Here is a 16,184-nt window from a genome sequence, read left to right as displayed (position 1 = left end):
AAAACAATGGCGGCCCTGTGGGCCGCCGTTAAAGATCATCGTCTACTTACGATGCCTTTTTCAGCTTCTCTTGGGCAAAGACTTCGGCAAAGCTTTGCTCCAGCTTATTCAAACCCTCGTTCAAGGCGTCTTCGCTGATGGTGAGCGGGCAGAAGCATTTAACAATCTGACTGTGATTACCCGAGGTTTCGATCACAACGCCGTGTTCAAACGCCTGGGCGCACACTTTGCTGGCCAACTCGCCGGTGCCACAGTCAATGCCCTGCATCAAACCGCGGCCTTTAAGGCGCAGAGTTAACTCACCATTGGCTTCAATAATCTTCTTAAAACGCTGGGTGACCAACTGAGCCTTAGCCTTAATTTCATTTTCTAGCTTGTCATCGCTCCAGTAGTGCTCAATGGCAGCAGTTGCGGTGACAAACGCGTGGTTGTTACCACGGAAAGTACCATTGTGCTCACCCGGCTCCCAGATATCTAAATCCGGCTTGATCATTACGACTGCAAACGGCAAGCCGTAGGCGCTCAAAGATTTAGACAGGGTAACAATGTCCGGCTTAATGCCCGCGGGCTCAAAGCTAAAAAAGGTACCCGTACGGCCGCATCCGGCTTGAATATCATCCAAAATCAGTAAAATGTCGTGCTTCTTACACAGACGCTCCAGGGCCTGCAACCACTCAGTGGTTGCCACATTCAGGCCACCCTCACCTTGTACCGCTTCAACAATGGCGGCGGCCGGCTTATCGATACCACTGGAGGGATCTGACAGCAGTTTATCGATCATCTTAATGGTATCGACATCGCGGCCGTAGTAACCACAAAAAGGCATACGATCCACATCGCTCAAGGCTACACCTGCACCACCGCGGTGATGCTGATTGCCGGTGGCCGAAACTGCCCCCAGCGAGCAGCCGTGAAAACCGTTGGTGAACGAGATCACATTGGTGCGTCCGGTTACCTTGCGCGCGATTTTCAGTGCAGCCTCAACCGCGTTGGTTCCGGTGGGACCGGTAAATTGCAGCACATATTCCATATCACGCGGTGCGAGAATTTTATCGCGAAACACCTCGAGAAAACGGGCTTTTGCCGCACTGTGCATATCCAAACCGTGAGTAATGCCGTCTTCAGCAATGTAATCGAGCAGAGCCTGCTTCAAGTGGTCATTGTTGTGGCCATAGTTCAAAGAGCCAGCGCCGGACAAGAAATCAATATATTGCTTACCATCCTCACCATACAAGTAGCAGTCTTTTGCCTTGTTAAACACTACCGGAAAAGAGCGAGCATAAGACTGAACTTCCGATTCCATTTCGTTAAAAATATTCATACTGACCTCAGTTAAATAATAAATAGAGAATTCATTAGCGGGCGTTCATTCGCCATTAACGGCTAATAGGCCCAATCTCAAGCAGGTGCTCATCATCGTGCACACCGCCAAAGTGCTTGTCTTTTTCAAAGTACACGCCGCTTTTCAGCTCGGCGCTCAAATCTTTAGCCAGAGAGCGAAACAGCCCCCAGGAGGCGTCGTTATCAGGAGTAATCGTCGTGTGGATATGAGTCACTTCTTTGCAGGCGGGACTATCCAGCTGCGCTTTCACCAGCTTTTTTGCCAAACCAAGGCCGCGCCCTGCTTTATCCACCACAATCTGCCAAACAAACAGCACATGGGGCATGGACGGCGGCACATAACCGGAGACAAACCCCACCATTTGGCCGTCTTTAAAGGCCGCCACTGCCGTGTCTGCAAAATGCGAGCACTGCAGCAGGTTGCAGTAAATGGAGTTCGGGTCCAGCGGGGGGTTGGCAGCCACTAGTTGATTAACGGCATATCCATCTTCAGAGGTGGGGTGACGTAACTCTACAGAATCCGACATGAAATTTACTTTTTCCTCTAAGGAGATAAATTTAAACACTAAACCTAATTTGTGACCAAAGTTTGGCAATCCAGCGATTATTTATAGCCTATACCGGCAAAAAATCACCTTCTAACGAATTGCGCCATGAAAAATCAGCTACACATTAGTTAGTGCTCTAAACTTTAATCTATAGTACACTAAGTAAATTCCAGTGTCCAGACGACATCAACTAGCCCTCGCTCCACATCCGCTAAAGGGCAATGGACAAAAAGATAACCCAAAAGGTAATTCTTATGGCCCACGCGACAAAATCGCCCGTCGACCGAGAAAGATTAGGACTCGAAGCAAAAGCTGCTTATAATTTCGCGCTTTCTAACCAGAGAACGGCAATGGACAAGATAGAAGAAGTACTGGTGGCCCTGCGTCGTGTCATCCGCGCCACCGATTTACACTCCAAAAAACTGATTAAAACTGCCAGCGTTACCGGCCCTCAATTACTGCTCATGCAGATTCTGAATAACAAAGGGGATATGACCATCAGCGAGCTGGCGCGGGATATGAGCCTTTCCCAGGCGACGGTAACCACCGTGCTTGATCGACTGGAAAAGCGCGAGCTGATTACCCGAGTGCGCTCGCAGCAGGATAAACGCAAGGTTTATCCGCAGTTGACCCACAAGGGCAGCAAAATTCTAGAGAGCGCCCCCACTGCCTTGCAAGACGATTTCGTACGTCGTTTTAAAGGCTTGGATAATTGGGAGCAAAGCATGATTATCGCCTCATTGCAGCGGGTTGCCGAAATGATGAATGCCGATAAGCTGGACGCCTCACCCTTTCTGGATATTGGCGCCCTGGATCGCGGCGAAATCGACAAGAACTAACCCCCTTCGATCCGCCCCGATTCCCACCCCAAAGCCCCTGACCACAGGGGCTTTTTCGTATCTAAGTCACAAAAGCGCCCCCCCTACAATAAACCTTGCATCTATCAATACGGTCAATATACTGTATGCATATACAGCCTTAGGTTGGCAAAATGACCAGAGTCGATATTCTCAAAACGCTTGAAAACAGTGGCAGTATTCATCGAGGCTGCCAGCTGACGCCTCCCGCCCCGTGTGTGGACTCAGGGTTTACGGAGCTTAACCAAGTGCTGGGAGGCGGGTTTCCACAGTTTGGCGTCTGTAAGCTGCGCAGCCAGCCAGGGTCGGGAGAAGTCCGGCTGCTAATGCCCTATATAAAAAACCGGGTAAGTAACTCTGCCCCACTGGTACTGATTAATCCACCAGGCCCGCCCCAGCCAGACTTTTGGCAGGCCCAGGAGCTGTCCGCGCCTAAACTGCTCAGTCTGAGCATTCCCCATAAGCGAGACCTACTTTGGAGCATTCAAGAGTGTCTACAAAGCGGCTGCTGCCCCACCCTGTTGGTATGGAACTGCTCGTTAAGCAGCAGTGAGTGCAAACGCCTGCAACTGGCCGCTTATAAAGGTACCAGCACGCTCTGGCTGTGTGGCGATAACGCCCAGGCCTCTGTACCACTAACATTAAGCTTAAGCGCAGAACCTCGCGCCAATGGTATTTCGGTGATGATTAACAAACGCAAAGGAGGCTGGCCCGCCGGCCCTATAGACTTAACCTGGCAAGCCCAGTGGCCTGATCTATGTACAGAACGCCAAGGCCAAACCCGCACGCGCCCTACCCGGGCGCAAAAATGGCATTAACCGATGGACTGGCTTTACCTGAATTTTCCCAGCCTACAGCTGGATACTCTGATGGAAGCTCACTCGCCCACAGCGATTGTCTGCACCAAGCACCTAAAAATTTTACAGCGCAACCAAAGCGCTGCCGCTAAAGGCATAGACAAAAACATGGGACTGGCAATGGCGAGCGCTCTGTGCGGTGAGCTGCAGGTACACGCCTACAACCTTAAGCTTGAACAGCAGCAACTGGAGGTGCTGGCACACCGTCTTTATCACTGCTGCGCAGACTTAAGTCTCATTGAGACCCAGGGTATCGCCCTGCACACTAAACCTATGCTGCGCTACTACCGCGGTTTTAACGGCTACTGGAAAGCCATTGCTCGAGAATTAAAGCAGGCCAACGTAAATTTCAGCGCCGCAGCCGGCAGTAATCCCTTAATCGCTAAAGCCTGCGCAATGGGGCATACAGTAAATACATCACCTATAAAGGACAACAAATTTGCGACTGTCCATCTAACCCAGACAGATCTTGAGCCCAAAGTTATTCAGGGATTAGAGCGTATCGGCATACGCTACTTGAGCGACCTGCTGGCCATACCTTTACCAGAGCTGGCGGACAGGCTCGACTCACAGAGCATTGATTATTTACGCCAGTTAACCGACAAAAAACCCATTAAGCTGGCACGCTTTAGCCCCAGTGATTATTTTTTTGCCCGCCGAGAGCTCAACTACCCCTGCCAGAGCAGCGAAGGTCTGCTGGCTTGGCTACCCGAATTATTAGAGGCCCTGCAACTGTATCTGCGCCAACGAGCACAACTGGCACGTGAACTTATTCTGCGTCTTTACTTTTGTGAGCAAACGCCTTTGCAGATAAAAATCCTTAGCAACAAGGGTACCCAGTGTCCAAAAACCTGGCTGCGCTTGCTATCGCTTAAGTTAGAAAACCTCAGTCTCGAACACCCCTTTCACGCCTTTTCCCTGGAGGCACGCAACAACCAAGCGAGCAAAGAAAATAGCGATTTATTTGGCCAGCACTCGGGCACGCCAATCAATGAGTTATTGAGTTTATTGCAGGCCAGACTGCCGCCGGATGCCTTTAGCTGGCCACAGGCGGGTAACGACCACCGCCCCGAGCTGTCCGGCAACGCCCAGCCGCTATCGCAAACAGTCTCCCTACCTCTACGCCCGGCGTTTTTAACTGAAAAGCCACCCACACTCGTGGCCCCCGTGGTTATTATCAGCGGGCCGGAGCGCATCACTACAGGCTGGTGGGACGACAAACCAGTACTGCGAGATTACTACATCGTCAGAGATAAAAAAGGTCGCTGGCTTTGGGCCTATCGCGAATTAGGTGGCATACAGGCAAGAAAAGCCTGGTATTTGCATGGCTATTTTAGCTAGGCCAACTCATGTACACCGAGCTTTACTGCCAGAGCAACTATTCTTTCTTATTGGGTGCCTCTCACCCAGAAGAGCTGGTACTGCAAGCCGCGCAGCTCGGTTATCAAGGCATAGCTATTACCGATGAATGTTCCGTGGCCGGCCTGGTGAAAGCCTATACTGCCATCAAAGAACATAACCTTTCCCTAAAGCTCATCGCGGGAAGCTTGCTCAAAGTCAGTGCCAGCCTCCGCGTTATTGTGATATGCCCCAGCCGCCAAGCCTATGCGGAGCTTTGCCGTGTTATCAGTAATGCGCGACGCCGGGCCCCAAAAAATAACTATCAAGTTTCCCAATGGGATCTCGCCTCGTTAAAAGAAAGCTTTCTAATCTGGCTGCCGAGCTTTGAAGATGACGACGACAAATGGGGCAAATGGTTAAAGAAGCGGCACAGTAATCGCGTATGGATAGGAATAAGCAAACAACTCACGCAGGGCGAGGCACAACACCTGAAAAAAACTGAACAGCTGGCACAGAAATATCAGATTCCTTTAGTGGCCTGTGGCGCAGTGCTTATGCACCACCCCAAACGCCTCCCTCTACAACAAGCCCTGCACGCCCGCAAGCTAGGGCTCAGCATCCAAAAAGCTGGCCGCCAACTGCTAAGCAACGCCGAGAGAAGCCTGCGCTCACTGGCAAAAATCTCAGAGCTATACAGTGCAGATTCTGTGCAAGAAACACAGAGAATATGCGCTGCCTGCCATTTCGATTTCGGAGAGCTTAAATACGAGTATCCAAGTGAAATCATTCCCCCACAACATACCGCAATCAGTTATTTGCGGCAAAGAGTAGAGGAAGGAGCACAGAAGCGCTTTGGCACAAATACGCCAAAAAAAATCAAACAGAAAATAGAGAAAGAGTTAAAACTTATTGCAGAGCTAAACTACGCTCACTTTTTTCTGACTATCGACGACATAGCAAGATTCGCCCGCCAACAAGGGATTTTATATCAGGGGCGGGGGTCTTCGGCCAACTCTGTGGTTTGCTATTGCCTGGAAATTACCGCCGTCGATCCGCGCCATATCGATGTTCTATTTGAGCGCTTTATTTCTAAAGAGAGAAATGAACCCCCGGATATCGATGTAGACTTTGAGCATGAGAGACGCGAAGAGGTCATTCAATACATTTATCAAAAATATGGGCGCGAGCGAGCGGCTTTGGCCGCCAGCGTTATCTCTTACCGTTTCAAAAGTGCCCTTAAAGAGATGGGCAAAGCCCTGGGCTTTAACGAGTCGCAGTTGGATTTTTTTGTTAAAAATATTGACACTCGAGACATCAATAAAAGCTGGCAGCATCAGTTAATAGAGCTAGGCCTAGCAGAGGGCGCGGCAAACACAGAACGTCTGATATCGCTGACAGAGCAACTGATAGGTTTTCCTCGACATTTATCTCAGCATGTCGGGGGCTTTGTAATCTCTCGGGGGCCACTCTACGAGCTGGTACCGGTTGAAAACGCAGCCATGCCCGAGCGCACTGTTATTCAGTGGGACAAAGACGATTTGGAGTCTCTGGGTTTACTAAAAGTCGATGTGTTGGCACTGGGCATGCTGACGGCGCTGCGTAAAGCGTTTGCGCTAATCGATACACATTACAAAAGGCAATGTAAACTTCATCAAATTACGGCCCGCATGGATGATCAGGCTGTTTTTCAGAGCTTACACAATGCCGATAGCGTGGGGCTTTTCCAAATAGAGTCGCGAGCCCAAATGGCAATGCTACCGCGCATAAAACCTGTGTGTTATTACGACCTGGTGGTGCAAATCGCCATAGTTCGACCTGGCCCCATTCAAGGCGGCATGGTAACACCTTACCTAAACCGACGGGCGGGCCTTGAAGCACCGGAGTACCCCTCTGCCGAACTGCAACAAGTGCTGGAGCGCACTCTGGGCGTACCTATTTTTCAAGAACAAGTCATACAGCTGGCAATGGTGGCCGCAGGATTCAGTGGTGGCGAAGCCGACGCACTGCGCCGAGCCATGGGAAGCTGGGGAAAATCGGGCAAGCTGTTACAGTTCAAACGCAAACTCATTATCGGCATGGAAAGCAAAGGCTATCAACGGGAGTTTGCCGAGCGAATATTTGAACAAATCCTCGGCTTTGGTGAATACGGTTTTCCCGAATCCCACTCCGCCAGCTTTGCACTGCTTGCCTACGCATCAGCCTGGCTAAAATATTACTACCCCCTGCCCTTTTACTGCAGCCTGCTAAACAGCCAGCCAATGGGGTTTTACAGTGCATCCCAATTGCTACAAGACGCCAAGCGTCATGGTTGCCAGATATTGCCGGTATGTATTAATCGCTCCTTCAGCGACTACTCTCTAGAGAAAACAGAAAGTGGACTTGCCCTGCGGGTTGGTCTGCGTCAAATAAAAGGATTGCCACCGGCCGACATAGAAAAACTACTGCATAATCGCAACACACCCTTTAGCAGCATCCAAGAGGTAAAAAAAATCGGACTGTCGGCCTCAGCTATTAACGCCCTGGCCAGTGCCGATGCATTTTATAGCCTTAGCCCCAATCGCTATCAGGTACGCTGGTCACTGATGGAAAAGCAGGCTCAGCCTTTAAATTCAAAAGAAACAAACTACAGCTTGCAAAGCTGCCCCAGCCGTACCGACAATATGCTGGAAGATTTTCAAAGCTTGGGGTTAAGCTTAAAAGATCATCCCCTACATTTATTGCGGCAAGCAGGTCTATTGCCCAAATGCCTCTGTGCCACCGAGTTAAAATATCAGCGACATGGCGCACTGGTAAATGTGGCCGGTTTAGTGGTTGGCAGACAGCGACCCGGCACCGCCAGCGGCGTAACTTTTATGACTCTGGAAGATCACACTGGCAATAGCAATGTGATTGTCTGGTCTGCCACGGCCAGTGCGCAAAGGCGGGCATTTTATGCCTCTACTATTTTATTGGTTAAGGGCGTGGTTGAGCACGCCCAGGGTGTGACCCATGTGGTGGCCGGCAGATTAATTGATATTAGCCATTTACTGGGAAAGCTAGAACATAAATCCAGAGACTTTCATTAACCCAAGAATAACTAGTCAAACTTGGCCCTAAGCGTACTAGGTATATTGCAACTTAACATTGTCTATACCATATTCGTTACGCAACCTTTGCAGCAGATCATCTTCGGGGCGAACCCCCCAGTCACGCCCCAAGATTAACTCACAGCGGGCATCGGAACGTAGATAATCCACAACCACCGGACAACTGCCATCTTTGTAGGGCTCGAGACAGTTTTTAAGCTGCGCACCAAACCCTGCCCCCAGGGTGTGCCCCTCAAGGGTGAGCCGCAATGCACGCGCCTTTTCCTGTCGGGCTTCGGCCAGGTTTTTGATGTTATCGGCGCGCATCTTCAGCGCATTATTATAATCGTCGTGACTTACCTGCCCCTCGACCAACAACAGCGCATCTTTAACCAACAGCTCGCGATGCTCAGCAAAAGCATCGGCAAACACAGCAATCTCTATCCGACCGGTGCGGTCATCCAGGGTAATAAAAGCCATGGTATCACCGCGCTTGGTTTTCATAGTGCGCGACGCCACCACCAGACCACCAATTCGCTGAGCATTTTTATCCGGGGTCAGGTCAGCAATACGGCAGGAAACCAGGTGTTTGATTTCGTGTTCATATTCATCAATAGGATGGCCCGTAAGGTAAAGCCCCAAGGTATCATTTTCGGCCTGCAAGCGTTCTTTCATCGACCAGGGGTGCACACGGGCAAATTCTTTGTAAGCCTCTTCACCATCAGCCGCTGCAGGCACCACATCGCCAAATAAGTCCACCATACCAGCACTGGCATTTGCAGCGCTTTGCTCGGCAGCTTTTACCGCTTCTGTGATAGCTGCAAACATAACGGCGCGATCCTGATCCAACCCGCGTCCAGGGCCTAAATTATCGGCGGCACCGGAACGAATTAGAGCCTCTAATGCACGTTTATTGACTTTGCGCGGATCAATACGCGCACAGAAGTCGAACAAATCGTTAAATGGGCCGCCTTCTTCCCGGGCTTTGATAATACTGTCGACCGGCCCTTCGCCCAGACCTTTAATAGCGCCCAAGCCGTAAATAATATTGTTATCGTCGTCGACCGTAAATTTAAGCTCGCCACGGTTAACATCGGGAGGCAGAAGAGTGAGCCCCATGTTGCGACACTCTTCGATAAAGGTAACAACTTTATCGGTCTTATCCATATCCGAGCTCATGGTGGCCGCCATAAAGTGCGCCGGATAATGGGCTTTCAGCCAAGCGGTTTGATAAGACACCAAAGCGTAAGCGGCGGAGTGCGACTTGTTAAAACCGTAACCGGCGAACTTCTCCACCAGGTCAAAGATTTTCATCGCAAGGTCCGGATCGATCCCCTTATCTTTCGCACCGGACTCAAAACTTACCCGCTGCTTCGCCATTTCTTCGGGCTTTTTCTTACCCATTGCGCGGCGCAGCAAATCGGCGCCACCCAAACTATAACCGGCAAGCTCCTGGGCGATCTGCATTACCTGTTCTTGGTAAACGATAACACCATAGGTAGGTTTTAAAATGGGCTCAAGGCTGGCGTGTTGATACTTGGCATCTGGGTAAGCCACCTCGGCCTGACCATGCTTGCGGTTAACAAAGTCAGTTACCATGCCGGAATCCAGCGGGCCCGGACGGAACAGCGCCACCAGAGCGATCATATCTTCCAGGTTATCTGGCTTAAGCCGCTTAATCAGGTCTTTCATGCCGCGGGATTCCAACTGAAACACCGCGGTAGTTTCGGCGCGTTTTAACAGCGCAAAAGTCTCCGCATCCTGCAAATCGATAGCGCTGATATCCAGGTCGGGCTCACCCACTTTGCGCCGCTGGGCGTTAATCATTTCAAGCGCCCAGTCAATAATGGTTAGAGTCCGAAGTCCCAGGAAGTCGAACTTAACCAGTCCGGCCTCTTCCACATCGTTTTTATCGTATTGGGTGACCAGGCCTTTACCCGATTCATCACAGTAAAGCGGCGAGAAATCAATCAGCTTGTTAGGGGCGATAACCACACCACCGGCGTGCTTACCCACGTTACGAGTTAAGCCCTCAAGCTTAACCGCCATCTCCCAAATTTCCTGAGCATCCGCATCAGTGTCGAGCATCTCTCGCAGCAGCTCTACCTCTTCAAGCGCTTGCTTCAGCGTCATACCCGGAGTGGGTGGAATCAGTTTGGAGAGTTTGTCGGCAAGCCCGTAGGATTTCCCCAATACCCGCGCCACATCGCGCACCACAGCCTTGGCCGCCATGGTACCGAAGGTAATAATTTGGCTTACCGCTTCACGACCATAGGCCTCAGCGACATAGTTAATCACCTTGTCGCGGTTTTCCATACAGAAATCCACGTCAAAGTCGGGCATGGAAACCCGCTCGGGATTCAGAAAGCGCTCAAACAGCAAATCGTATTGCAGCGGATCCAGGTCGGTAATCTGCAGTGAATAGGCCACCAGAGAGCCGGCACCGGAACCCCGCCCAGGCCCCACCGGAATACCGTTATCCTTGGCCCACTGAATAAAGTCCATTACGATCAGGAAGTAGCCGGGAAACCCCATCTGCAGGATAATATCCAGCTCAAAACGCAGCCGTGCTTCGTAGCGTTCTTTATCCGCCTCGTAGTTTGGCGAGCTGCTATCAAGAATTCGCTCCAGGCGATTGTATAAACCGTCAAAACAGACTTTTTCGAAGAACTCGTTTTCGGTCATTCCGTCTGGAATGGGATACTGCGGCAGAAAGTATTCCCCAAGATGAATATTTACGGTACAGCGCTTGGCAATCTCAACCGAGTTCTGTAAAGCTTCGGGAATATCACTGAACAATTCCTGCATTTCATCGGCGCTGCGTAAATACTGTTCTTCACTGTAGCGGCGCTCACGCCGAGGGTCGTCCAGGGTACGACTATCGGCAATACAGACCCGCGCCTCATGTACTTCGAAATCTTCTGCCTGTAAGAAACGAACATCGTTGGTCGCCACAACGGGGCACTGTGCATGGCTCGCCAGATCGACAGCGGCATGCAAATAGGCTTCTTCATATTCGCGCCCGGTGCGCTGCAACTCAAGATAAAAGCGCCCCGGAAACAGCTGCATCCAGGTTTGCAACTCTTCGGCTGCCTGTGCTTTGCGACCGGACAATAAAGACAGCCCGACATCACCAAGGCGCCCGCCCGAAAGCGCAATCACACCTTCGGTAAATTCACTAATCCACTCACGCTTTATATAGGCGATACCCTGCTGCTGGCCTTGTTGGTACGCTTTAGAGATAAGCGCGATAATATTTTTGTAGCCGGCATCGTTCATCGCGAGCAGGCTCAACAAACTCGGTTTGCTTTCACTGTCTGCGCCCGCGATTAGAAAATCGCTGCCAATGATGGGCTTGATGCCCTGCCCCTGCATAGCCTTATAGAATTTGATCAAACCGTAAAAGTTAGTTTGATCGGTAATGGCGCAGGCAGGCATACCCAGCTCAGCCAAGCGCGCAACCAGTGGCTTGATGCGAATAATACTGTCCGACAGCGAGTACTCGGTATGAAGGCGCAGGTGTACAAATGAAGCTGACATAAACTTAAAACATTTCCAACTGTTCAAGTTGACGTTTCACCGGACCAAAACTGATACGGTGGGCTTTGCATGGGCCGTGTTGTTCCAGCGCCAGTAAATGCGCTTTGGTGGGATAGCCTTTGTGTAAAGCAAAACCGTAGCCTGGATATTCTGCATCCATGGCTACCATTTCTCGGTCGCGGGTAACCTTGGCCAAAATCGACGCGGCGCTTATAGCGGGAACTCTGCTATCACCCTTTACCACAGCTTCGGCCGGGTAAGACCAGCGGGGAATCTTGTTACCATCAACCAACACATGCTCTGGCTGCACCGTCAATCCGTTAACGGCCCGGCTCATAGCTAATAAACTGGCCTGAAGAATATTAATATCGTCGATTTCCGCCACCGTGGCACGCGCAATACAATAGGACAAAGCCCGCTGCTTAATTTCGTCAAATAAGACTTCGCGACGCTTTTCAGTCAGCTTTTTTGAGTCCGCTAAGCCGGCAATCGGCTGCGCGGTATCAAGGACAACCGCTGCGGCAACCACGTCCCCCGCTAAAGGGCCGCGGCCAACTTCGTCTACGCCAGCAAACAGATGACCGGTATAAACACTGACAAAAGGCTCCATGATCTAACTCTCTAGGGGTTCATTGGTTAGTGAAGGCTTCTCAATTAACTCAGCAATAGCGCTAGCGGCCGCACGGCTGGCATTCTGGCGCAGCTGTTGATGTAGCTGCAAAAATTCCTGCTGCAATTGAGCGACCCCTTCTGGATCGTCCAGATAGCTCAATACCCGCTCAGTTACAGCCGCCGAAGTAGCGTCTTTTTGCAACAGTTCAGGCACCAGTTCACGTCCGGCCAACAAATTTGGCAAAGAAACAAAATCCACCGTAGCCATAGCTTTAATAATGTGAAAAGACAGCGCCGCCATTTTGTAGCACACCACCATCGGCTTTTTCAGCAGCATAGCCTCAAGCGCTGTGGTACCAGAAGCGAGTACGACAATATCGGCAGCCGCCATAACATCGTGTGAACGACCATTGACCAGGCGTATCGGTAAATCGCTATAAGCGCTGAGCAATTGGTGCAACTGCCGATAACGGTGTCCATTGGCAGCGGGCACTAAAAACTTTGTGCCTGGGCGAGCGGCGACTATTTCTCGCGCAGCGCTAAAAAACACTGGACCTAAGCGCTCGACTTCAGACTGTCGGCTACCGGGCATCAATGCCACCACGGGCGAAGGACCTGTTACCGACAGATCCTGCCGAGGCTTTTCGCCATCGACTTCAAGCTCAATATCATCCGCCAGCGGGTGCCCCACAAATTGCACCGGAACGTTATGCGCTTGATAAATTCCGTTTTCAAAGGGCAGCAAAGTCAGCATTAAGTCGACAGCTTTTTTGATTTTCTTTATTCGCCCGCTTCGCCACGCCCATACCGACGGGCTGACATAGTGAGCGGTAGTTACGCCCTGTTGCTTTAAATGCTTCTCTAACGACAAATTAAAATCAGGCGAATCGATACCGATAAAAACATCCGGCTGTTGTTCGGTAAAGTGCTGCTTCAAAAAGTTACGAATTCGCAGCAGCTCCGGCAAGCGTTTAAGGGGCTCTATTAACCCCATCACCGCCAGACGCTCTTGGGGAAAAAAGGAATGAAAACCTTCAGCCAGCATCAGCGGCCCGCCGATGCCGGAAAACTCTATATGATCGTATTTATGTTTCAGCTCATGAATAAGGCCAGCCCCGAGAATATCCCCGGAAGCCTCGCCGGCGACTATTCCTATGCGGATGGGACGGCTCATAGTGAGATTAGCGAACGATTCCGCGTTTCGATTTTTGTAGAGATTCGATCATCAGTGCCACCACGGGTTCCTCGCTTTCGATCTGCTGCAACTGATTCAGCGCTTCTTCGACCGTATGGCCACGACGGTAAATAATTTTAAAAGCCCGGTTAATAGCCGCTATTTGCTCTTTGCTATAACCGCGACGCCGTAAACCTTCCGAGTTAATACTTTTCGCCGCTGCAGGTGCGCCTGTTACCATAACAAAGGCAGGTACGTCTTTACCCACTGCACTACCCATACCGGTAAAACTGTGGGCGCCAATATTGCAAAACTGATGCACTAGCGTAAAACCGCTCAAGATGGCCCAGTCACCGATAATCACATGCCCGGCAAGTGCAGTGTTATTCACCAGTATGCAATGGTTGCCCACTACACTGTCATGACCTATATGCACATAGGCCATAATCAAATTGTTGTCACCTATGGTGGTTTCCGAGCGATCTTGCACGGTGCCCCGATGAATAGTAACGCCTTCGCGAATAATATTGTTGTCGCCAATAACCAACCGCGTAGGTTCACCGTTGTACTTCAAATCTGGCGTATCTTCGCCCACCGATGAAAACTGATAGATCTGATTATTGCGACCAATTTTTGTCGGGCCTTTGATCACCACGTGTGAGGCAATGACACAACCAGGCCCAATTTCGACATCGGGCCCGATGGTTGTCCAAGGACCGATCTTTACATCATCGGCAATTTTGGCCTCGGGATGAACAATAGCTTGTGAATCAATCAAAGCTGGCTCTCTCTCGCGGGTTATACTTTTCGGTCGGCACACAAAATGGTAGCCGAGGCGACCAATTCACCATCGACTGTTGCCTTGCAAGCAAACTTCCAAATACCGCGTTTGGAGGAAATAATGCGCGACTCCAGCTGCAGACGATCACCGGGAACAACCTGACGTTTAAAGCGCACATCGTCTATTCCGGCAAACAGGTAAATGGAACCATCTTTCGGTTTTTTGTCGACTGTTTTGAATCCCAAAATACCCGAAGCCTGGGCCAGAGCCTCTAGAATCATTACCCCCGGAAATACCGGAAACTCTGGAAAATGACCGTTAAATACTTCTTCGTTGATAGAAATATTCTTGTAAGCGACAATTGATTCCCCCTCTACCAGCTCGACCACTCTATCCACCAGCAATAAAGGGTAGCGGTGCGGCAAATACTGCCTAATTTCATTTACATCCATCATTTCATTGACGCCTTATATATCGCTGGCGCAAAGCCAGCCTAAAACTTACGGATTCTACTGATCGGATCCGGACTCGAGCTTTCTCAAGCGCTGCGCCAGATCATTTAACTGGTTAAAACGAACGGCGTTCTTGCGCCATTCGCGGGTGCCTATGGCACTGGTTCCAGAAGAGTAGCTGCCGGGCTCTGTTATCGACTTAGAGACCATGGTCATACCGGTAATGTGGACGTTATCGGTAATCTCGATATGGCCAACGATGCCGACAGCGCCGGCGAGGGTACAATTGCGGCCAATTTTAGTGCTGCCGGCGATACCGCAATTGGCGGCAATGGCGGTATTGGCGCCAATGTGGCAGTTGTGCGCTACATGTACCTGATCGTCAATAATCACACCGTCTTCGATAACGGTGTCATCCAGGGCGCCGCGATCAATTGTGGTGGTGGCACCCACCTCAACGCGACTGCCAATCACTACCCCGCCAAGCTGATGTATTTTACACCATCCACCCTGAGACCGATCCGGAGCAAAACCAAAACCGTCAGCGCCGATGACACAACTGCTATGAAACAGACAATCCTCGCCGATGACTACATCGTGATAAATACTGACATTGGCCGCCAAGCGGGTGCGTGCACCGACGCGACTACCATCACCTATAACCGAACCCGCCCCCACAACGACATTATCACCCAGCACCACACCCCGACCGATTACCGCGTGGGGGCCGAGGGTGACGTTAGCGCCAAGGGTCGCCTCGGAATCAACCACTGCACTGGGATGAATCCCGGCCGTGATCTCCAGTGCCCGATCGAATAATCGACTGAGACGAGCATAACTGAGGTAGGGATCGGCAACGATCAGCTTGTTGCCATCGTACAAATGCGATTCTTGTTCGCGCAAAATAACGGCACCGGCACCAGAATTCTGTAACTGAGCCTCGTAGGCCTTGTTTGCCAGAAAACTAATATCGCTGTTTTTTGCCGTTACCAAACCAGCAATGCCGGTTATGGATAAACCGGCATTGCCTTCGAGTTTCGCTGATAAAAAATCCGCAATCTCACGGAGAGAAAGACTAGTCACTCAATCAATCCAACTGCGGTTACTTGGCTTTATTCAAGCGCTCAATCAGCTGAGCGGTAATATCGTGATCGGCATCGGCGTGGAATACAGATTGAGCATTGATAATCATACCGATTTTCTCATCGGCGATTAACTGCTCCAGAACGGGACGCACTTTAGGCGTCAGTTGTTGTTGTACACGCTGCAATACTTGTTGCTGTTCGGCCTGCAGTTTTTTCGTCGCCAGCTCATAGTCGGCGCGCAGGTACTCTACCTTTTTGCGATGCTCGGCCTGCTGATCTTCCGACCAAGTCATACCATCTTTTTCAGCGGACTCCTGCAGCGCTTTAATGTCGGCAACTAAGCTCTCAACCTTGGCGCGTAAAGCGGTAAACTCTGCATTTTTTTGCAGGCTATCGACGCTTTTTTTCGCCAGGTCAGTGCCCAGAATGGCCGCTTGCATATCCAGGGTAACTACCTTACCAGCCGCCACAGCGCCCACGCTAACCAGCAACAGAGTCGCGGCCAACATCATCTTCTTAAGCAAAATCACA

13 protein-coding genes are annotated in these 16,184 nt (G+C 50.8%); 4 read left to right on the top strand and 9 right to left on the bottom strand.

Annotated elements, in window-relative coordinates; translation table 11 throughout:
* Nucleotides 1-46 precede the first annotated feature (46 nt).
* Together ectB and ectA are read right to left on the bottom strand one after the other, a co-directional pair.
* Nucleotides 47-1,321 carry a diaminobutyrate--2-oxoglutarate transaminase gene (gene ectB / locus NHM04_RS01605; protein WP_254265310.1) on the bottom strand — a complete coding sequence of 425 codons (1,275 nt, stop codon included), beginning with the start codon at nucleotides 1,319-1,321 and terminating at the stop codon, nucleotides 47-49.
* Between the two features lie 55 nt (nucleotides 1,322-1,376).
* Entirely contained in the window at nucleotides 1,377-1,868 is a 492-nt protein-coding gene (gene ectA, locus NHM04_RS01600; protein WP_254265309.1) for a diaminobutyrate acetyltransferase, read from the bottom strand.
* 371 nt (nucleotides 1,869-2,239) lie between these two features.
* Between ectA and NHM04_RS01595 the strand changes: the two genes are divergently transcribed.
* The 4 genes from NHM04_RS01595 (at nucleotide 2,240) to NHM04_RS01580 (ending at nucleotide 8,009) form a co-directional block, all read left to right on the top strand.
* Nucleotides 2,240-2,728 (top strand): MarR family winged helix-turn-helix transcriptional regulator, encoded by a 489-nt coding sequence (locus NHM04_RS01595; protein ID WP_254265308.1) that lies wholly within the window; start codon nucleotides 2,240-2,242, stop codon nucleotides 2,726-2,728.
* 152 nt (nucleotides 2,729-2,880) lie between these two features.
* On the top strand, nucleotides 2,881-3,564 hold the full coding sequence (locus NHM04_RS01590) for a hypothetical protein (protein ID WP_254265307.1): 684 nt from the start codon (nucleotides 2,881-2,883) through the stop codon (nucleotides 3,562-3,564).
* 3 nt (nucleotides 3,565-3,567) lie between these two features.
* Entirely contained in the window at nucleotides 3,568-4,944 is a 1,377-nt protein-coding gene (locus NHM04_RS01585) for a DNA polymerase Y family protein (RefSeq protein ID WP_254265306.1), read from the top strand.
* Nucleotides 4,945-4,952: 8 nt separating this feature from the next.
* Nucleotides 4,953-8,009, top strand: a complete 3,057-nt coding sequence (locus tag NHM04_RS01580) for an error-prone DNA polymerase (protein WP_254265305.1) — start codon at nucleotides 4,953-4,955, stop codon at nucleotides 8,007-8,009.
* Nucleotides 8,010-8,045: 36 nt separating this feature from the next.
* Here NHM04_RS01580 and dnaE read toward each other — a convergent pair whose 3' ends face one another.
* From dnaE to NHM04_RS01545, 7 genes are read right to left on the bottom strand one after another with little or no spacing between them, the layout of a single operon-like run.
* Complete coding sequence (gene dnaE / locus NHM04_RS01575; RefSeq protein WP_254265304.1) at nucleotides 8,046-11,549, bottom strand: DNA polymerase III subunit alpha; 3,504 nt, start codon at nucleotides 11,547-11,549, stop codon at nucleotides 8,046-8,048.
* 4 nt (nucleotides 11,550-11,553) lie between these two features.
* Nucleotides 11,554-12,159: a ribonuclease HII gene (gene rnhB / locus NHM04_RS01570; protein WP_254265303.1), complete on the bottom strand. Its 606-nt coding sequence runs from the start codon at nucleotides 12,157-12,159 to the stop codon at nucleotides 11,554-11,556.
* Nucleotides 12,160-12,162: 3 nt separating this feature from the next.
* Entirely contained in the window at nucleotides 12,163-13,335 is a 1,173-nt protein-coding gene (gene lpxB / locus NHM04_RS01565; protein WP_254265302.1) for a lipid-A-disaccharide synthase, read from the bottom strand.
* 7 nt (nucleotides 13,336-13,342) lie between these two features.
* The gene (gene lpxA, locus NHM04_RS01560; protein ID WP_254265301.1) at nucleotides 13,343-14,113 is read right to left on the bottom strand and encodes an acyl-ACP--UDP-N-acetylglucosamine O-acyltransferase; all 771 of its coding nucleotides are present in this window, start codon (nucleotides 14,111-14,113) and stop codon (nucleotides 13,343-13,345) included.
* Between the two features lie 20 nt (nucleotides 14,114-14,133).
* Nucleotides 14,134-14,571 (bottom strand): 3-hydroxyacyl-ACP dehydratase FabZ, encoded by a 438-nt coding sequence (gene fabZ / locus NHM04_RS01555; protein WP_254265300.1) that lies wholly within the window; start codon nucleotides 14,569-14,571, stop codon nucleotides 14,134-14,136.
* 54 nt (nucleotides 14,572-14,625) lie between these two features.
* Nucleotides 14,626-15,651, bottom strand: coding sequence for a UDP-3-O-(3-hydroxymyristoyl)glucosamine N-acyltransferase (gene lpxD, locus NHM04_RS01550; protein ID WP_254265299.1), 1,026 nt, complete (start codon nucleotides 15,649-15,651; stop codon nucleotides 14,626-14,628).
* Nucleotides 15,652-15,670: 19 nt separating this feature from the next.
* Entirely contained in the window at nucleotides 15,671-16,183 is a 513-nt protein-coding gene (locus NHM04_RS01545; protein ID WP_254265298.1) for an OmpH family outer membrane protein, read from the bottom strand.
* Between the last annotated feature and the right edge of the window lies 1 nt (nucleotide 16,184).

This window comes from Gilvimarinus sp. DA14 (assembly GCF_024204685.1).
Classification (GTDB): Bacteria; Pseudomonadota; Gammaproteobacteria; order Pseudomonadales; family Cellvibrionaceae; genus Gilvimarinus.
This window is presented reverse-complemented; position numbering and strand designations above follow the sequence as displayed.